An 18345-nucleotide genomic window follows, 5' to 3' on the forward strand; every position below is an offset into this window, starting at 1 on the left:
AGCCCGCCATGCCCGGTCCCGGCTATGCCTTCTTCGGGGAAGAGGAACGCGCCAACGTCCAGCAGGTACTGAACGCCTGGTCCCGCTCCACCGCCGCGCACTCCTACCCGCTCGGCGACCTCACCCAGACGCGGCTGTTCGAGCAGGAGGCCGCGCGCCGCCTGGGCAGCCCCTACTGCCTGTCCGTCAACAGCGGTACGTCCGCGCTGCTCACCGCGCTGGCGGCGCTGGACATCGGCCCCGGCGACGAGGTCATCGTCCCCGGCTACCTCTACGTCGCCTCGGTCGCCGCCGTCGTCCACAGCGGCGCCACGCCCGTCGTCGCCGAGATCGACGAGACGCTGACCCTGGATCCCGCCGACGTCCGGGCCCGGATCACGCCGCGCACCAAGGCGCTGATGCCGATCCACATGCTCGGCGCGCCCTGCGACATGGCCGCGCTCCAGGGGATCGCGGACGAGCACGGGCTGCCGGTGCTGGAGGACGTGGCGCAGGCCTGCGGCGGGACGTACCACGGCCGGCCGCTGGGCTCCTTCGGCCGCGCCGCGGCGTTCTCGCTCAACATGTTCAAGGTGATCACCGCGTGCGACGGCGGGTTCCTGCTCACCGCCGACGACCGCACCTTCCAGCGGGCGTACGGCTTCCACGACCACGGCTGGTTCCCGTACCGCCGGGAGGAGGGGCCCGGTGACCGGATCCTCGGCCTGAACCTGCGGATGACCGAGCTGACGGCGGCCGTCGCCCGCGCCCAGCTGGCCCGGCTGGACACCGTACTGGCCCGCACCCGGGCGCAGCGCAACGCGCTGGCCGCCCTCATCCCCCTGCGGCACGGACTGGCCCGCCGCCCGTCGCACGACCCGGCCGGCGACTGCGCGACCGTGCTGGTCCACCTCTTCGAGGACCGGGCGGCGGCCGAGGCCGTGGCGAAGCGGCTGGGCACCAGGACACTGCTGCACTCGCCCAAGCACTACTACGGCGGGCTGCCGGAGCTGCGCGCCCTGGCCGCCGGGGATGCCCGGTCCTGCCCGTCCCGGCGCCCGGAACCCGCGTGGCCGCGGCAGGACTTCCGGCCCGGCGCGCTGCCCCGCACCGACGACGTCCTGGGCCGCGCGGTGGCCCTGACCGTGGGCCTGTCCGACACGTACCTGGGCGCCGACGCGGGCGTCACCGTGTTCAGCGGGCCCGACGAGATCGCCGCGGCCGCCGAGCGCTTCCGGGCCACGGCGGACGAGGTACTGGGCTGACGCGACACGGGCTCCGGCCCGGCACCGCACCGGCCGGCGCCCCGCTCGATGGGGAGGAGACGACATGCCCTCGATCCCGTTCCCGGCGGCCCCCGGGAGTCCGCGCGCCGCCGGCACGACCGGCGCCGCCGGCACGGCCCCCGGCCGGCCGCCGCTGATCAGCGTGGTGGTGCCGTGCTTCGACGAGGAGGCGGTGCTGGAGCGCACCCACCTCCGGCTCACCACCGTGCTGCTCGGCCTCCCGGACTGCGCGCACGAGGTGGTCTACGTCGACGACGGCAGCCGGGACAACACCTGGCGCACGCTCGCCTCCCTCACCGGCGGCGACCCCGCGGTCCGGCTCGTCCGGCTGACCCGGAACTTCGGCCACCAGCAGGCGATACTCGCCGGGCTGCGGACGGCCGCCGGAGACGCGGTGATCACCATGGACGCCGACCTCCAGGACCCGCCCGAGCTGATCCCCGAGCTGGTCGCACGGTGGCGCGCCGGCTGGTCCGTGGTGTCGGCCCGGCGGACCTCGCGCGCCGGGGAGAGCCCCTTCAAGCGGGTCACGGCGCACGTCTACTACCGGCTGCTGGCCGCGCTCGCGGACCAGCCGGTGGCGCTGGACACCGGCGACTTCCGGCTGCTGGACCGGGCCGTCGTCCGGCTGCTCACCGAACTGCCCGAGGGCGAACCGTACTTGCGCGGATCGGTGTGCTGGGCGGGCTTCCCGGAGACCAGCGTGGGATACGAACGGCTGCCGCGCCCGGCCGGCCGCTCCAAGTACTCGCTGCGGAAGATGGCCGACCTCTCCCGCCGCGGGCTGGTGTCCTGCTCCCCCGCGCCCGCCCGCATGCCGGCCGTGGTCGGCTTCGCCTGGCTGGGCGGCGCGGCCATGACCGCAGCGGTGCGCCGCCACCGACTGCCGCTGGCGGCCTGGACGTTCGGCTGCGAGGCGGTGCTGCTGGGGCTGCTCGGCGAGTACCTGCGGCTGGTCCACCGCGAGCTGCGCGGCCGCCCGCCGTACGTCCTCCTGGAACGGCACCCGCCGCAGTCCGACGGTCCGGCGGGGGCGGAAGTGCCGGGCACCGAGGCCGTACTGCCGCTGCCGGTGGCCCGTACCCGGGCGGCCCGATGAGCACCGCGGACGGGCGTGAGTGGGACGTCGTCGTGGTGGGCGCCGGTTTCACCGGGCTCGCGGCGGCGCACGAACTGGGCCGGGCGGGGCTGCGCTGCCTGGTCCTGGAGGCCGACGACCGGGTGGGTGGCCTCGCGGGCACCTTCCCGGTCGGCGGGCGGCAGCTGGAGCGCTTCTACCACCACTGGTTCGCCTCCGACACGGACATCTTCCGGCTCTGCGCCGAGCTGGGCTGCGCAGGCCTCGTCGAGCGGTACCCGGGCCGTACCGGCTTCTACCACGCGGGCTCCGTCCACCGGCTGTCCACGCCGCTGGACGTGGCGCGGTTCGCGCCGCTGCCGGTCGCCGACCGGTTCCGGCTCGGCCGGTCGGTGCTGCGGGCCGGGCGGGTGCGGCACTGGCGGGAGCTGGAGGCGCTGACGGCCGAGGAGTGGCTGGTGGGGCTGGCCGGACGCCGGGTCTACGACCGGGTCTGGCGGCCACTGCTGGAGGGCAAGTTCGGGGAGTACGCACCCGAGGTCGGCGCCACCTGGATGTGGACCAAGCTGCATCTGCGCGGCGGCAGCCGCAGCCGCGCCGGGCGCGAAGTGCTCTACTACCTGCGCGGCGGCTGCGGCGCCCTGCTGGCCGCGTGGCTGCCCGAGCTGGCCCGGCTGGGGGTGCGCATCCGTACGTCCTGCCCGGTCACGGACGTGCTGGTCGGGCCCCGGGGCGTGACCGGCGTACGGGCGGGCGGCACGCTGCACGCCGCCCGGCGGGTGCTGGTGACCACCGCGCCCGGCCCCGCCGCCGGCTTCCTCACGGGGCAGGCGGCGGCCCATCCGGCCGTACCGGGCCTGCGGCGGCAGCTCGCGGCGGTCCCGTACCTGGCCAACATCTGTCTGGTGCTGGAGAACGACCGGCCGCTGTCGGACACCTACTGGCTCAACGTCACCGACCCCGGATTCCCCTACGTCGGCGTCATCGAGCACACCAACCTCGACCCGGCACGGCACTACGGGGGACGGCACGTGGTCTACCTGTCGAAGTACCTGCCGGCGGACGCCCGGCTGTACCGGATGCCCAACGACCAGGTCTACCGGTACAGCCTGCTCCATCTGCGCCGGATGTTCCCCGCGTTCCGGGAGGAGTGGGTGCGCCGGTACCACGTGTGGCGCGCCGAGCACGCCCAGCCGGTGATCACCCGGCACTACTCGCGGACCGTCCCCGCCACCGAATCCCCCGTACCGGGCCTCTACCTGGCCGGCATGGCCCAGGTGTTCCCCGAGGACCGGGGCACCAACTACGCCCTCCGGGGCGGGCAGCGGGCCGGCCGGCTGATCGCCGACCGCGTCCGGGCGGCGGCCCGGCCCGCGCACCCCACCCTGGCCATCACGGGAGCGGCAGATGACTGACCTCTTCACCGCCGAGGACTGCCTGCACATGACGCCACGTCAGGTGCACGGCCTGTACCGCCGTTACGTCAGCCGCAGCCAGGTGTCGCTGCTCGGCTCCTTCGGCTTCGGACACGATCTGGCCGAGCATGCCGAGGGCTGCTGGATCACCCTGCGCGACGGACGGCGGATCCTGGACTTCACCGGCGGCATCGGCGTCCTCAACCACGGCCACAACCACCCGCGGATCCTCGCGGCCCGCCGCCGCTTCGCCGAACGCCAGGCCATGGAGGTGCACAAGAACTTCCTCTCGCCCTACGTCGCCGCGCTCGCCCACAACCTCGCGCAGCTGCTGCCCGGCGACCTGAACATCGGCTACTTCCCGAACTCCGGCGCCGAGGCCGTCGAGGGAGCGCTGAAGCTGGCGTACAAGTACCACCGCGGCCGCCGCGGCACCGTGCTGCACAGCGACATCGCCTTCCACGGCAAGCTGCTCGGCGCGGGCAGCCTCACCGCCTCGCCCGAGGTGACGTTCCCCTACCCCGGTCTGCCCGGCACCGACGCCTTCGCCTACGACGACCTGGCCTCCTTCGTCCTCGCGCTGGAACGGCACACCACCGGCGACGGCGGCAGCGACGTCTACGCGGTGGTGCTGGAGCCGTTCAGCGCCTCGGGGCTGCGCGAGTGCTCCGGGGAGTTCCTGCACGAGGTGCGGCGGCTGTGCACCGAGCGGGACATCGTGCTCGTCCTGGACGAGGTGTACACCGGCTGGGGCAGGACGGGGACGCTGTTCCACTTCATGCGCCACCCGGGTCTCGTCCCCGACGTGCTCACCACGTCCAAGTCCTTCGGCGGCGGCAAGGCGTCGGTCTCCGGCTACGTCGCGCGCGAGCCGCTGTTCCGGGCCGCGTACGACAACCTCACCGACGCCACCCTGCACAGCACCACCTACTACGGCTTCGGGGAGGAGACCGTCACGGCCCTGGAGGCGGTGGCCATCGCGGTCGAGGACGACTATCCGGGGCGCGCGGTGCGGATCGGCGAGCGGCTGGCCGCCGGCCTGGCCGGGATCGCCGCCCGCCACCCGGACCTGGTCGCGGGCACGGCCGGGCGGGGCGCGCTGCACGGCGTGTTCCTGCGGGCCGGCCATCCGGCGCTGGACCGGGTGCTGCGGCTGCTGCCCGGCTCGTTCGCGCAGGACCCGCGGCTGCGGCTGAAGCTGGTCACCGCTGCCGTGATCGCCGCGCTGTACCGGGACCACGACGTGCTGACGTTCTACGGCTCCAACCACGGTCTGCCGCTGATCGTCTCGCCGCCGCTGGTGGCCGGGGACAAGGAGGTCGAGGTGTTCCTGGCCGCGCTGGACGCCGTGCTGGAGCAGGGCGCGCCGCGCCTGCTGGCGGCGTTCGCCAAGGACCGGGCGGTCCGGCGGTGAGGCCCGACGCGCTGGAGCGGGCGCTGACGGCCGCCGGGCTGCCCGCGCTGTGGGCCGCGCGCCACCCGGTACTGCGGGACCCCGAGGTCCTCGCGCGCGCCACCGCCCATGTGGCGGGCAGCCTGCGGGTCCAGCCACGCCCCTACCGGATCGCGGCCCGGCTCGTACTGCGCCTTCTGCCCCTCGCGTTCCTGCTGATGGCCCGGGTCCGCGTGGCACGCTCCCGGCCCGAGGCGCTGGCGTACGGCAGCCGGCGCCTCGCGCGGCTGCCCGGGTGCGCGCTGCTGCTGCGCTCGGCGGAGACGCTGGCGCTGTACGGCGGGCTGGACGGCGGTCCGGACCGTGTCCCGCGGCCGTCAGCGCCGCCCTCCGTCCCGACGGGAGCCCCGACATGAGCGGACGCACGCCCCGCACCGTCGAGTGCGACGCGCTGGTCATCGGCTCGGGCGCCGGCGGGGCCGTCGCCGCCCTGGAGCTGGCACGGGCGGGCCGCCGGCCCGTCGTCCTGGAGGAGGGCCCGCGGGTGTCCACCGCCGAACTGGCCGCCGCGGCACCGGCCGAGAGCCTGCGGCGGCTGTACCGCAACGCCGGGCTCACCCCCGTCTTCGGCAGCCCCGTCATCCCGTACGGCGAGGGCCGCTGCGTGGGCGGCACCACCGTGGTCAACGGCGGCCTGCTGTGGGAACCGCCGGCCGGGCTGCTGGACCGGTGGGCGGACGCCCTCGGCACCGACGGCTACCGCCTCCGCCACCTCACCGGCCACCTGAGCGAGATCTCCCGACGGCTGGACGTGGCGCCGCAGCGGCACGGCGCGGGCAATGAGGACTCCCGGCTGCTGGCCGCAGCCGCCGAGGGCCTGGGCTGGCGCTGGACGCTCGCCCGGCGCGCGGCACCGGGCTGCGCCCACCGCAACCGCTGCCCCACCGGCTGCCCGTCCGGCGCCAAGCGGACCATGGCGACGACGTATCTGCCGGAGGCCGAACGGTACGGCGCACGCATCACACCGGGCGTACGCGTCGTACGGCTGGACCACGACGGCGGCACGGTGCACGCCGTACGGGCCGTGGGGCCGGACGGCGCGCCGGTGCGGTACCGGCCGCGTACGGTCTTCCTGGCCGCCGGTGCCGTCGGCAGCGCCGCGCTCCTCCAGTGCAGCGGCATCCACCGCCGGACGGCGGGCCGCGCCACGGCCTTCCATGTGAACCTGCGGCTCCCGGCCCGCTTCGGCTCCGCGCTGCACGCCGAGCGGGGCACCATCTTCACGGCCCAGGTCGGCGAGTTCGGCGGGCTGGGCGTCCACGTCATGGCCGCCAACCACACGCCCGGGGCGCTGGCGGCGGCGCTCGCGCGCCAGGGCCCGGCGGCGGTCGACACCCTGCTGGCCGATTACGCGCGGACGGCGGTCTTCACCGTGCAGGTGCGGATGACAGGCCGGATATCCGTCGGCCGGCTGCCCGGCGCGGGGACCGTGCTGCGCCACCGGCTCGCGCCGCACGACGTGGACCTGCTGCGGTTCGCGCTGGTGCGGGCCGCGCGGCTGCTGTTCCGGGCCGGTGCGGTGGAGCTGTACCCGCCTGCGCCCGGGGTGCTGGACTCGGTGCGGTCGGCCGAGGAGTTCGCGCGCGGCACCGACCCGCGCACCTGGGACCTGGTCTGTGTGCACGCCATGGCGTCCTGCCCGATGGTGCCTGCCGAGCGCGGCGGGGTGTGCGGCCCGGACGGCCGCCCGTACGGCTTCCGCAACCTGCGGGTGTGCGACGCCGCGGTGCTGCCCGGCCCGACCGGTGTCAGCCCGCAGGGCACGATCATGGCCTTCGCGCACGAGATCGCCGCCCGGTACCTCACGGCTCCGCCGAGGAGGCAGCGTTGAACACCACACACCCGCCGGAGCTGCCGGGACTGCTGCGCCCCACCGGGCCCGAAGTGGACTGCGACATCGCGGTCATCGGGGCCGGCATGGGCGGGGCGACCCTGGCGTACGCACTGCGCGACTCCGGCGCCCGCGTCCTCGTCGTCGAGCGCGGCGACTTCCTGCCCCGGGAGGCGGCGAACTGGTCGCCGCACGCGGTCTTCACCGAGCGGCGCTACCGCAACGCCGAGCACTGGTACGACGCCGACACCGGGCGGCGCTTCCAGCCGAACGTCCACTACTGCGTCGGCGGCAACACCAAGGTCTTCGGCGCCACCCTGCCGCGATTCCGGGAGGCCGACTTCGGCCCGGTGGAACACGCGGAGGGCATCTCGCCCGCCTGGCCGTTCTCGTACGCCGAGCTGGAGCCGTACTACGCGGCGGCCGAGCGGCTCTACCGGGTGCACGGCACGTCCGGCCAGGACCCCACCGAGCCCTGGCGGTCCGGCGCCTTCCCGTACCCGGCGGTGCCGCACGAACCGGCCGTCGCCGCGCTGGCCGACGCGCTGCGCGCCCAGGGCCTGGCCCCCTTCGACCTGCCCACCGGCATCGACCTGCGGCCGGGCGGGGCCTGCGTGCGCTGCGCCACCTGCGACGGCTTCCCCTGCCTGCTGGACGCCAAGAGCGACGCGGACGTGTGCGCGCTGCGGCCCGCGCTGGCCTCGGGCAATGTGTCCCTGCTGACCCGGACGACCGTGACCGGGCTGCTGGCCGACCCGCCGGGGCGGCGGGTGACCGCCGCCGCAGCCCGCCGCGACGGCACGGAGCTGCGCATCCGCGCGGACCGGTACGTGCTGGCCTGCGGCGCGGTGAACACCGCCGCACTGCTGCTGCGTTCGCGGACCGGGCGGCCCGAGGGGCTGGCGAACTCCTCGGGACAAGTGGGCCGCCGCTACATGGCGCACCACAGCACCTTCCTCGTCGCCGCCGATCCCCGCCGCACCGGCCGGACGGTCTTCCAGAAGACCCTGGGCCTGAACGACTGGTACCTGGCGAACGGCGCACGCGGCCCGCTGGGCAACGTCCAGACCCTCGGCAAGCTCCAGCCCGCCACCGCCCGCGGCCTCCATCCCCGGCTGCCGGGCCCGGCGCTGGAGTTCCTCACCCGGCACAGCGTCGACCTCTACCTGACCAGCGAGGACCTGCCGGACCCCGGCAACCGCGTCACGGTCGGGCCGAGCGGCGCCATCCGGATCGCGCGGCGCCCCGCGAATCTCGCTCCCCACCACGAGCTGGTGCGCAGGACCGCCCGGATGATGCGCCGCGCCGGGTACCCGCTGGTGTCTGCCCGGCGCATGGGCATCGACGTCACCTCGCACCAGTGCGGCACAGCGGCCGCCGGTACCGACCCGGCCACCAGCGTCGTCGACCCGGGGTGCAAGGCGCACGACCTGGACAACCTGTGGGTCGCCGACAGCTCGTGGTTCCCGTCGTCGGCGGCCGTCAACCCCGGCCTGACCATCGCCGCCAACGCGCTGCGCGTCGCGGACGGGCTGCTCCCCCGCGGGCCGGGCAGCGTCCGGGCCCACGCGGAGGACCCGGCCGGCACCGTACAGGGAGGACCCCGATGAGCACCGCACCGCTGCAGGACATGTACTGGCCGCCCGTACGGCCGTTCCAGGGGCTCGCCCCCGAGCTGGCCCGCTTCCTGTCCGCACCGTCCGACGCGCAGGCGGAGATGCTGGCCCGGCTCCGCGACGCCCCCGAGGCGCACGGCCGGTTCCTGCACGAACACCTGGCCACGCTCTGCTCCCGGTCCCTCGGCTACCGCGACGGTCCGGCCACCCTGACGCGCGACGACGACCTGGAGATCGCCCTGTTCGCGGCGCGGACCCGGCTGGAGCGCGAGCTGATCGACGTCTGGGCCAGGCCCGCGCCGGTGCCCGAACCTGACGGCCAGGAGGCGGCCGCCGACTACCTGGACGAGCTGGCCGCCGACAACAGCGGCGTCTCCCACCCGCTCTTCGACTATCTGGCCACCGAGGCCACCCGCCCGCAGATCGAGTACTTCATCCGCTGCGAACTGATCCGCAACGAGGTCGTGGACGACGAGGTCGCGCTGCTGGTGGTCGGTCTCCAGGGCCGGCAGAAGGCGGTCGCCGCCGCCAACCTCTGGGACGAGTGCGGCCGCGGCCGGCTGGAGAACTTCCACACCTACTGGCTGCGCCGCCAGCTCGGCTCGGCCGCCGGCTGGGAGGAACTGGCCCGGTACCGCAGCGCGCACCCCTGGTTCGCGAAGATCACCTCGAATCTGTTCACGGCACTGCTCACCCGCCCCTCCCGCACCCAGGCCGCGTACGGCTGCTTCTTCGTCTTCGAGAGCTGGGTCGAGCCGCACTTCCGGCAGCTGCTGGCGGGCATGGACCGGGTGGGCCTGCACGACGAGGACACCCGCCTCTACTTCACCGCGCACACCCGTATCGACCCCCGTCACAGCCAGGAGCTCTCCGAGGGACTGCGCGCCCAGCGGCCCCGGCTGACGCCCGCCGAGATCTGCCAGGTGCTGCGCGGCGCCCATCTGGCCGTCGACGCGGGGACCCGGCAGTACGACCATCTGCTCCGGCATCTCGTACGGTGGCGCGGCCCGCACGCGGGGTAAGGGACCGGAAGGCACACGTCCCGTTAAATGGTGACGTGCTGTCACTTGATCAGGAGGCGCCGTGAACCGTACCGAGGAGCAGGCGCCCGTGGCGGGCGCCGACCGGGTGCTCGGACTGGACGTCGGCGGCACGGTCGTCAAGTCCGCGCTGGTCGCCCCGGACGGCACCGTCACCGGCGAGCGCCGCTCCGCCACCCGCCCGGCCGACGGCCCGGACGCCGTGCTCGCGGCCGTACTGGACCACGCCGAGCAGGCCGTGGCCGAGGCCCAAGCCGGCGGCGGTACGGTGCGCGCCGCGGGCATCGCCTCCTGCGGGCTGGTCGACGAGGACGCCGGCACGGTGGTGTTCTCCTCGGTCGTCAAGTGGCGGGACGTCCCGCTGCGGCGGCTGGTCGCCGAGCGCCTCGGGCTGCCCGTGGCGCTCGGCCACGACGTGCGCTCCGGCGGCATCGCCGAGGCCCGGCTCGGCGCGGGCCGGGGCCACCCCGTGGTGCTCTTCGTCCCGGTCGGCACCGGCGTCGGCGGCGCCGTGCTGCTCGACGGCCTGCCGTTCGCCGGCAGCCACTGGCGCTCGGCGGAGCTGGGCCATCTGGTCCTGCGGCCCGGCGGCGAGCCGTGCGGATGCGGGCAGCGCGGCTGCCTGGACACGCTCGCGGGCGGCGCCGCGATCGCCCGGCGGTACGCCGCCGCACGCGGGGCGGCGCACGGCGACGCGGGGCCCGCGGTGACCGCGGCGGAGGTGGCGCGCCGGGCGGCCGCGGGCGATGCGGCCGCCGCCCGGGTCTGGGACGAGGCGGCGGACGCGATGGCCGAGGGGCTGCTGGCGGCGGTCACGCTCTTCGACCCCGGCGTGCTGGTCCTGGGCGGCGGCGTCAGCCAGGCGGGTGATCAGCTGCTGGTGCCGCTGCGGCGGCACCTGGAACGCCGGGTGGCCTTCCAGGTCCTGCCCGACATCGTGCGTGCGGCGCTCGGCGAACGCGCGGGCCGCATCGGCGCCGGCCTGCTCGCCTGGGACCTGCTGCGGGCCGCGCGCACCACCGCCGCCGGTCCCGTCGCGCCCGCCGGCTCCCTCCCCTGACCCGGGCCGGGGCCGGCCCCGGCCGGCACCCGGCACCGGCGTCCGCACCGAGAGGCCCCCATGAAGCGCCAACGCCCCACTTCCCCGGCCCGGTTCATCGAGGGCCGCACCATCGACGCGGTACCGGAGGACGAACGGCACGGCCGGCCGCGCGATCTCTTCGCCCTCTGGTTCGCCGCGAACATCAGCCCCCTCACCCTCGTCTCCGGCACCCTCGCGCCGGTCGTCTTCGGCCTCGGCCTGTGGCCCGGCATCGCCGCCGTCCTGCTGGGCAACCTCGCCGGCGGGTTCCTCATGGCGCTGCACGCCGCCCAGGGGCCGAGACTCGGCGTACCCCAACTGATCCAGAGCCGGGGCCAGTTCGGCAGCCACGGGGCGCTGCTGGTGACCGTGCTGGTCGTCTTCATGTACGCGGGCTGGTTCGCCTCCAACCTCGTCATCGCCGGGCAGGCCCTCCATCACGTCGTGCCCGCGCTGTCCGTCCCGGCCTGGCTGGTGGTGTGCGCCATCGCCGGCCTGGTCGTCGCCACGGTCGGCCACGACCTCATCCACCGGGTCGGCCGCTGGGCGACAGCGCTCGCCCTGCTCCTCCTCGCGCTCTGCGCCGTACGCGTCCTGACCGCACAGGACGTACTCCAACGGGCCGCAGGCGAAAGCGACTTCTCCCTCACCGGCTTCGTGGGCATGGCCGCGACCGGCGTCCTCCTCCAGATCGCCTACGCGCCGTACGTCTCGGACTACACCCGCTACATGCCGTCCGACACGGCCGGGCGCCGCGCCACTCTGTGGTGCACCTACTGGGGCTGCGTGCTGGGCAGCGCACTGCCGATGCTGCTCGGCGTGGTCATGGGCCTGGCCGTCGCGGACGACACGATGAGCGGTCTGGCCGCGGTCCTCGGCGGCACGCTGTCCGCCGTCGTCCTCTTCGGCTTCGCCGCCGTCGTCGTGCACATCAACTCGATGAACCTCTACGGCACGGCGCTCTGCCTGGTGACCGCGGTCCAGACGTTCCGGCACCGCTGGCTGCCCGGCCGCGCCACCCGCACCCTCCTGATCGCCGCCCCGCTGGCCGCCGGCCTGACCATGGCGCTGGCCTTCCAGGGCTCCTTCCTGGCCTCCTACACCGACTTCCTCTCGGTCCTCCAGTACGTCCTGATCCCGTGGACCGCCATCAACCTCGTCGACTTCTACCTGGTCCGGCGCGGCACGTACGACGTGGCCTCCTTCTTCGCCCCGGCGGGCGGCATCTACGGCCGCTTCCGCACCCCCGCGCTCCTGGTCTACGCCGCGAGCTTCGCCCTCCAGATCCCCTTCATGCACACCTCCGCCTACACCGGCCCGGTCGCCCACGCCCTGGGCGGCACCGACCTGGCCTGGGCCGTCGGCCTGGTCTCGGCGGCCGCCGGGTACGGGGCGGTGGCGCGGCTCGGCGCGCGCCACCGGCCGGACGGGGCCCCGATCGCACCGGCCGTCACCGCAGATCCGAGGAGCACACCATGACTTCCGTGCACGACGACCTCTGCCGTACCGCCGCCCGGCTCCTGCGCGCCAACCGCTACCTCACCCTGGGCACCGCCTCCCCGGACGGCGTGCCGTGGGCGGTGCCCGTCACCTACGCCTGGGACGACGCCGACCGCTTCTACTGGTACTCGGCGTCCGACGCGGTGCACTCACGCAACATCACGGCGAACGCCGCCGTCTCACTCCTGGTCTACGACTCACGCGCAGCGGACGCCGACGGCCAGGCCCTGTACGCGGCGGCCACGGCGGAAACCGTCCCGGAGGCGGACCTCCCCGCAGCCCTGGCCACCTTCTACACCCACCGCTACCCCGACCCGGCACTCCGGGCCCGCAAGACCCGAAGCGCGGCGGAGTTCCTCGACGCGGCCCCCCAACGCATGTACCGCGCGACAGTCCACACCTACTCCCTCCTCCACCCCGACGCCCACCCGGCCCACGGCCCGTCGGTCCCGTACCGCGTATCCGTACCGTTCAGCACGGCGCTGGCGGCGCCCTGAGCGGGTGAAAGCGCCTCGGGAAACCCGGCGTTCACACCATTGACACTCCCCCACCCCCTCCCTACTGTTCCCCGGCGAATCGCTTCGACGCCCGTTGTCGAAACGGTTCGATACGCCGGTCCGGGGGGCGCGGTAGCGAGGAGAGCGGGATGGTCAAGATCACGGATGTGGCGCGGCGCGCCGGGGTGTCGCCGAGCACGGTGTCGTACGTGCTCAGCGGGAAGCGGTCCATCTCGGCTGCCACCCAGCGCCGTGTCGAGGAGAGCATCCGCGAGCTGGGGTACCGCCCGCATGCCGGGGCGCGGGCGCTGGCCAGCAGCCGGTCCAATGTGGTGGCGCTCGTGATGCCGCTGCGCAGTGGCATCCATGTGCCCGTGCAGATGCAGTTCGCTGCGTCCGTGGTCACCACGGCCCGCACGCACGATCACGACGTGCTGCTGCTGACGCAGGAGGAGGGCGAGGACGGGCTGCGCCGGGTGGCGGACAGTGCGCTGGTGGACGCGCTGGTGGTGATGGACGTCCAACTGCACGACGCCCGGGTGCCGCTGCTCCGCTCCCTGGGGCTGCCCTCGGTGCTCATCGGGTTCCCCGCCGAGGCCGAGGGGCTGACCTGTATCGACTTGGACTTCACGGCGACGGGCGAGGAGTGCGTCGCGCACCTGGCCCGGCTCGGGCACCGCAGTGTGGCACTGCTGGGTTCGCCGCCGGAGGTGTACGTACGCGGTACCGGCTTCGCGCGGCGGACGGCGGCGGGGTTCACTGCCGCGGCACACCGGTACGGCATGTCCTCGGCCGTGCTGCCGTGCGCGCCCGGGGCGCAGGCCGCGCGCGAGACGGTCGACCGGCTGCTGCGCGAACACCCGGATCTGACGGGGGTCGTCGTGCACAACGAGCCGGCGCTCGGCCCGCTGCTGGAGGCGTTCCGGGGTGCCGGGCTGCGCGTACCGGAGGATCTGTCGGTGATCGCGCTGTGTCCGGACGAGTTCGCCGAAGGGGCCGCGGTGCCGCTGACCTCCGTCGCGATTCCCGCCGCCGAGGTGGGTGAACGGTCCGTCGAGCTGCTGATGGCCAAGCTCGACGGCCGGGAGGTGCCCGATGCGACCTTGCTGCCGCCGCGGCTGACCGAACGGGCGAGCACCGCGCCTCGTACGAGCACTGCTTGACGGCGGCCGGCCCCGGCCGGTCTCCGGTTCCGCTCCTCACCGGCACCACGCACCGTTCATCGAAGCGCTTCGACTCGAAGGAGTCCAGTGAAGCCCCAGGGTCTTTCCCGACGTGACGTGCTCGCCCTCGGCCTGGCGGCCGCTCCCCTGGCCGCCGGCCTGGATCTGGCCGGAGCCGGTCCGGCGGCGGCCGCGCCTCCCCGTGCCACCACGAGTTCCGGTCATCCTTTCCGGAATCCGGAGCTGCCCCTCAAGGAGCGTGTCGGCGATCTGCTCCGCAGACTGACGACGGACGAGAAGGTCTCCCTGCTGCACCAGTACCAGGCGGGGATCCCGCGACTCGGCATACGGCCGTTCCGCACCGGCACCGAGGCGCTGCACGGGGTCGCCTGGCTCGGCCCGGCCACCGTCTTCCCGCAGGCCCTCGGCCTGGCCTCCACCTGGAACCCCGCCCTGATTCGCCGCGTGGGTTCAGCCGTCGGCGACGAGGCACGCGGCTTCCAGCACGACCGGCCGGCGGGCTGGGGGCTGAACTTGTGGGCGCCGGTGGTCAACCTGCTGCGCGATCCGCGCTGGGGCCGCAACGAGGAGGGGTACAGCGAGGACCCGTACCTGACCGGTGTCATGTCCACCGCCTACGGCAAGGGCCTGCAGGGCGACGACCCGGACCACCTCAAGACGGCGCCCACGATCAAGCACTACCTGGCCAACAACACCGAGACCCGCCGCACCACCTCCGACTCGGTCCTCCGCCCGCGCGTCCTGAAGGAGTACGACGAGGCGGCCTTCCGCCCGGCCCTCAGCGCCGATGCGGTGACCGGTGTGATGTCCGCGTACAACCTGGTCAACGGCCGTCCCGCCACGGTCCATCCGGACCTGAACGACACCGTGCGCAAGTGGGCGAAGAAGGACCTCTTCCATGTCACCGACGCGGACGCGCCCAACAATCTGCTCCCCGGCAACCAGGACTACTACCCCACCCTGGCGGAGGGCGACGCCGCCGCGCTCAGGGCCGGTATCGACAGCTTCACCTCCGACAGCGCGGACCCGGCGAAGACCGTCAAGGCGCTGCGCACGGCTCTGGCGGACGGGCTGATCGACGAGTCCGACATCGACACGGCGGTCCGGCATCTGCTCGGCATCCGGTTCCGGCTCGGCGAGTTCGACCCCGGCGGCGGCCCGTACGCGACGATCGGCAGATCGGTCATCGACAGCCCGGCACACCGTGCGCTGGCCCGCGAGACCGCCCGCGAGGCGGTGGTCCTGCTGCGGAACGACCACGCGACGCTGCCGCTGGACGCGGGGGCCGTGAGGAAGGTCGCCGTGATCGGTCCGCTGGCCGACACCCTCTACACCGACTGGTACTCGGGGACCCTCCCGTACGAGGTCACCCCGCTCCAGGCCGTCAGGGAGCGGCTCGGCTCCGCCGCGACCGTCACCACCAGCGAAGGCGTGGACCGGGTGGCGTTCCGCAACACCGCGACGGGTGCCTACCTCACCGGGGGCGGCGGCGAGAGCGGGGCCGTGCTCGGAGAGGCGGGCGGCAGCGCGGGCGACACCGGACGGTTCGATGTCTTCGACTGGGGACAGGGCGTGGTGACGCTGCGCAGCGTGGCCAACGGCAAGTACGTCGGCTACGACGGGACGGCGTTCCGCAACGACCAGGCGCAGCCCAACGGCTGGTACGTGCAGCAGCAGTTCGTCCTGGAGGAGCCGGACGACGGCACCGGCACCCGGCTGATCCGTTACGCGGGGTACGAGACCGCGGCCGACTGGTTCGGCGACAAGAAGTACCTCGGCGCCGACGGCGACGGCACCCTGCGGCTGGCCACCCGGGAGGACGCCGCCCGGTACGAGGTGGAGACCGTGCGCGGCGGTGTCGCCCACGCGGTCGAGGCGGTGCGCGGTGCCGACGCCGCGGTCGTGGTGGTCGGCAGCATGCCGTGCATCAACGGCCGCGAGGACCACGACCGTACGGACATGGGGCTGGCCGCCGGGCAGTCGGCGCTGGTCGAGGCGGTGCGCGCGGCCAATCCCCGCACCGTGGTCGTCCTGGAGACCAGCTATCCGGTGACGGCCGGCCGGGAGCGGCGGCGCGTCCCGGCGATCGTGTGGACCACGCACGCGGGCCAGGAGACCGGGCACGCCGTGGCCGACGTGCTGTTCGGCGACCACAATCCGGCCGGGCGGCTCACCCAGACCTGGTACCGCTCCGCCGACGATCTGCCGGACATGCTGGACTACGACATCATCGCCTCGGACCGCACCTACCTCTACTTCCGGGGCGAGCCGCTGTACCCCTTCGGGCACGGCCTGTCCTACACCGCGTTCCGCTACGGCCGGCCCGAGCTGTCCGCCCGCAGGGTGGACGCCGACGGCACGGTCACCGTCTCCGTGCGGGTGACCAACACCGGCGAGCGGGACGGCGACGAGGTCGTGCAGCTCTACACCCACCAGCGGACCTCACGCGTCAAACAGCCGCTGAAGCAGCTCCGCGGCTTCGCCCGCGTCCACCTGAAAGCTGGGCGGAGCACCACCGTACGGCTGCCGCTGCGCGCCGCTGACCTCGCCCACTGGGACGTCACCCGCGGCCGCACGGTCGTGGAGAGCAGCGTCCACGACGTGCTGGTGGGCGCGTCGTCGCGGGACATCCGGGGGCGTACGGCGCTCCGCGTCGACGGCGAGACCGTCCCGGCCCGGGACCTGGCCAGGACCACCCGCGCCGCTGACTTCGACGACTACCGGGGCGTCCGGATCGTCGACGAGAGCAGAGCGCGCGGGGATGCGGTCGGCGCTGCAGGGGACGGTGGCTGGATCGTCTTCCACGACGCCGAACTGGGCGGCGGAGCCCGGACGTTCACCGCTCGTGTCGCGAGGGAGGACGGTGGCGGCGGGACCGTGCAGGTACGGCTCGGCGCACCGGACGGGCCGGTGGCCGGGACGGCCGAGGTGACCGGCACCGGCGGCCGGTACACGTACGCCACCGTCACCGCCCGGCTGCGCGGCGCCCGCGGCCGGCACGACGTCTACCTGGTCTTCTCCGGCGCGATGCGGCTGAGCACGTTCTCGCTGCGCTGACGCGCCTGCCCTGCCCCTCCGGCTCCCCTGCCTACCGAAGCCGTCGCACCTCCCACAGCCGTCGCACCCCTCAGAGCCGCCGCCGAAACGGAGAACCCACCATGCACTCCCGCGCAGCAAGACCCGTGCTCGCCGTGGTCACGGCGGTCGCCACGGGCGCGCTCGGTCTCACCGGGTGCGCCGCGGCGCCGGACCCCGGCACGGTCACCGTGCTCAACTCGGCGACCGACACCGCCGAACACCACAAGAACCAGAAGTTCTTCGACCGCTGCGCCCGGCCGTTGGGCCTGCGCGTGGAACAGCTCAGCGTCCCCGCCGACCAGGTGTCCTCCAAGGCGCTGCGGATGGCGTCCTCCCACTCGCTCCCCGACATCCTGGAGCTGGACGGCTCGGAGCTGCCGCAGTTCGCGCTGACCGGCGGCCTGCGGCCGCTGTCCGGCCTCGGCGTGGCCGCCGCGGGCTTCTCCCGCAGCGCCGTCTCCCTCGGGTCCTATCAGGGCACCCGGTACGGCGTGGCGCGCTCCGCCAACTCCCTCGCGCTGTACTACAACCCCGACCTGCTGGCGAAGGCCGGTGTCGAGCCGCCCCGCACCTGGGCGGAGCTGCGTGCCACCGCACGGAAGCTCACCGGGGACGGCACCTACGGGCTGGCCTTCAGCGCCAGTCCGGACGCCGACGGGGTCTACCAGTTCCTGCCGTTCTTCTGGTCCGCGGGCGGGGACGAGGCCCGGCTCGACGGCGGTGGCGGCACCGCGGCGCTGGGGCTGTGGCAGCAGCTGGTGGCGGACCGCTCGGTCTCCAAGGCCGTGGTGAACTGGAACCAGCAGGACGTCAACGACCAGTTCGTCGCGGGCCGCGCCGCCATGATGATCAACGGCCCGTGGCAGGTGCCGGTGCTCGCCGCGCAGCACAGGACCAAGTGGGCCGTCGCCACGATTCCCGTGCCGAAGGCGGGCGGCACCGCGGTCGCGCCCATCGGCGGCACCGTCATGACCGTACCGAAGAGCGACACCCCGGAGCGCGAGCGGAACGCGGCGAAGATCCTGAACTGCCTCAACACCCCCGCGAATCAGCTCGCCTGGGGGCAGGCCACCAACAACGTGCCCACCCGTACCGCCGCGGCCCGCAGCTACGCGGAGCGGAACCCGAAGCTGGCGCCGTTCACCGAGCTGGTCGCCACGGCTCGCTCCCGCACCGCCCGGGTCGGCACCCGGTGGCCTGTCGTGGGGGACGCCCTCGCGGGCGCCTTCCAGTCCGTACTGACCGGCCGGAGCAGCCCCGGGCAGGCGTTGCAACGGGCCCAGCAGCAGGCGTCGGCGGGGAAGTGA

General features: G+C 74.3%; 14 protein-coding genes. All 14 read left to right on the forward strand.

Going from position 1 to position 18345, the window contains the following annotated elements; genetic code table 11:
* The first annotated feature begins 8 nt into the window (after positions 1-8).
* The 14 genes from ACIGQF_RS01270 (at position 9) to ACIGQF_RS01335 (ending at position 18345) form a co-directional block, all read left to right on the forward strand.
* Entirely contained in the window at positions 9-1244 is a 1236-nt protein-coding gene (locus ACIGQF_RS01270) for a DegT/DnrJ/EryC1/StrS family aminotransferase (protein ID WP_399703847.1), read from the forward strand.
* A gap of 64 nt (positions 1245-1308) precedes the next feature.
* Positions 1309-2364, forward strand: a complete 1056-nt coding sequence (locus ACIGQF_RS01275; RefSeq protein ID WP_399703850.1) for a glycosyltransferase family 2 protein — start codon at positions 1309-1311, stop codon at positions 2362-2364.
* Positions 2361-3758, forward strand: a complete 1398-nt coding sequence (locus ACIGQF_RS01280) for an NAD(P)/FAD-dependent oxidoreductase (RefSeq protein ID WP_399703853.1) — start codon at positions 2361-2363, stop codon at positions 3756-3758. The genes ACIGQF_RS01275 and ACIGQF_RS01280 overlap by 4 nt, the downstream gene beginning before the upstream one ends.
* Entirely contained in the window at positions 3751-5172 is a 1422-nt protein-coding gene (locus ACIGQF_RS01285; protein WP_399703855.1) for an aspartate aminotransferase family protein, read from the forward strand. The genes ACIGQF_RS01280 and ACIGQF_RS01285 overlap by 8 nt, the downstream gene beginning before the upstream one ends.
* Positions 5169-5567, forward strand: coding sequence for a hypothetical protein (locus ACIGQF_RS01290; protein ID WP_399703859.1), 399 nt, complete (start codon positions 5169-5171; stop codon positions 5565-5567). Before ACIGQF_RS01285 ends, ACIGQF_RS01290 begins: the two co-directional genes overlap by 4 nt.
* Positions 5564-7042, forward strand: a complete 1479-nt coding sequence (locus ACIGQF_RS01295) for a GMC family oxidoreductase N-terminal domain-containing protein (protein WP_399703862.1) — start codon at positions 5564-5566, stop codon at positions 7040-7042. The genes ACIGQF_RS01290 and ACIGQF_RS01295 overlap by 4 nt, the downstream gene beginning before the upstream one ends.
* Complete coding sequence (locus tag ACIGQF_RS01300) at positions 7039-8652, forward strand: FAD-dependent oxidoreductase (RefSeq protein WP_399703863.1); 1614 nt, start codon at positions 7039-7041, stop codon at positions 8650-8652. Before ACIGQF_RS01295 ends, ACIGQF_RS01300 begins: the two co-directional genes overlap by 4 nt.
* The gene (locus ACIGQF_RS01305; RefSeq protein ID WP_399703866.1) at positions 8649-9680 is read left to right on the forward strand and encodes an iron-containing redox enzyme family protein; all 1032 of its coding nucleotides are present in this window, start codon (positions 8649-8651) and stop codon (positions 9678-9680) included. The genes ACIGQF_RS01300 and ACIGQF_RS01305 overlap by 4 nt, the downstream gene beginning before the upstream one ends.
* A gap of 61 nt (positions 9681-9741) precedes the next feature.
* Entirely contained in the window at positions 9742-10758 is a 1017-nt protein-coding gene (locus tag ACIGQF_RS01310) for an ROK family protein (RefSeq protein ID WP_399703869.1), read from the forward strand.
* A 60-nt stretch (positions 10759-10818) separates the two neighbouring features.
* A complete protein-coding gene (locus ACIGQF_RS01315) occupies positions 10819-12258 on the forward strand; it encodes a purine-cytosine permease family protein (protein ID WP_399703873.1) in 1440 nt (479 codons plus the stop codon).
* The gene (locus tag ACIGQF_RS01320; RefSeq protein ID WP_399703875.1) at positions 12255-12776 is read left to right on the forward strand and encodes a pyridoxamine 5'-phosphate oxidase family protein; all 522 of its coding nucleotides are present in this window, start codon (positions 12255-12257) and stop codon (positions 12774-12776) included. The genes ACIGQF_RS01315 and ACIGQF_RS01320 overlap by 4 nt, the downstream gene beginning before the upstream one ends.
* A 149-nt stretch (positions 12777-12925) precedes the next feature.
* Positions 12926-13939 (forward strand): LacI family DNA-binding transcriptional regulator, encoded by a 1014-nt coding sequence (locus tag ACIGQF_RS01325; RefSeq protein ID WP_399703878.1) that lies wholly within the window; start codon positions 12926-12928, stop codon positions 13937-13939.
* 87 nt (positions 13940-14026) lie between these two features.
* A complete protein-coding gene (locus ACIGQF_RS01330) occupies positions 14027-17017 on the forward strand; it encodes a glycoside hydrolase family 3 C-terminal domain-containing protein (RefSeq protein ID WP_399703881.1) in 2991 nt (996 codons plus the stop codon).
* 101 nt (positions 17018-17118) lie between these two features.
* Positions 17119-18345: an extracellular solute-binding protein gene (locus ACIGQF_RS01335; RefSeq protein WP_399703883.1), complete on the forward strand. Its 1227-nt coding sequence runs from the start codon at positions 17119-17121 to the stop codon at positions 18343-18345.

Source organism: Streptomyces sp. NPDC053560 (genome assembly GCF_044544605.1).
Classification (GTDB): Bacteria; Actinomycetota; Actinomycetes; order Streptomycetales; family Streptomycetaceae; genus Streptomyces.

What these genes read in the sequence shown, in the direction of transcription:
- ACIGQF_RS01270 (WP_399703847.1), top strand. Translation starts at nt 9, where the DNA reads ATGCCCGGTCCCGGCTATGCCTTCTTCGGGGAAGAGGAACGCGCCAAC.
- ACIGQF_RS01275 (WP_399703850.1), top strand. Translation starts at nt 1,309, where the DNA reads ATGCCCTCGATCCCGTTCCCGGCGGCCCCCGGGAGTCCGCGCGCCGCC.
- ACIGQF_RS01280 (WP_399703853.1), top strand. Translation starts at nt 2,361, where the DNA reads ATGAGCACCGCGGACGGGCGTGAGTGGGACGTCGTCGTGGTGGGCGCC.
- ACIGQF_RS01285 (WP_399703855.1), top strand. Translation starts at nt 3,751, where the DNA reads ATGACTGACCTCTTCACCGCCGAGGACTGCCTGCACATGACGCCACGT.
- ACIGQF_RS01295 (WP_399703862.1), top strand. Translation starts at nt 5,564, where the DNA reads ATGAGCGGACGCACGCCCCGCACCGTCGAGTGCGACGCGCTGGTCATC.
- ACIGQF_RS01305 (WP_399703866.1), top strand. Translation starts at nt 8,649, where the DNA reads ATGAGCACCGCACCGCTGCAGGACATGTACTGGCCGCCCGTACGGCCG.
- ACIGQF_RS01315 (WP_399703873.1), top strand. Translation starts at nt 10,819, where the DNA reads ATGAAGCGCCAACGCCCCACTTCCCCGGCCCGGTTCATCGAGGGCCGC.
- ACIGQF_RS01320 (WP_399703875.1), top strand. Translation starts at nt 12,255, where the DNA reads ATGACTTCCGTGCACGACGACCTCTGCCGTACCGCCGCCCGGCTCCTG.
- ACIGQF_RS01325 (WP_399703878.1), top strand. Translation starts at nt 12,926, where the DNA reads ATGGTCAAGATCACGGATGTGGCGCGGCGCGCCGGGGTGTCGCCGAGC.
- ACIGQF_RS01335 (WP_399703883.1), top strand. Translation starts at nt 17,119, where the DNA reads ATGCACTCCCGCGCAGCAAGACCCGTGCTCGCCGTGGTCACGGCGGTC.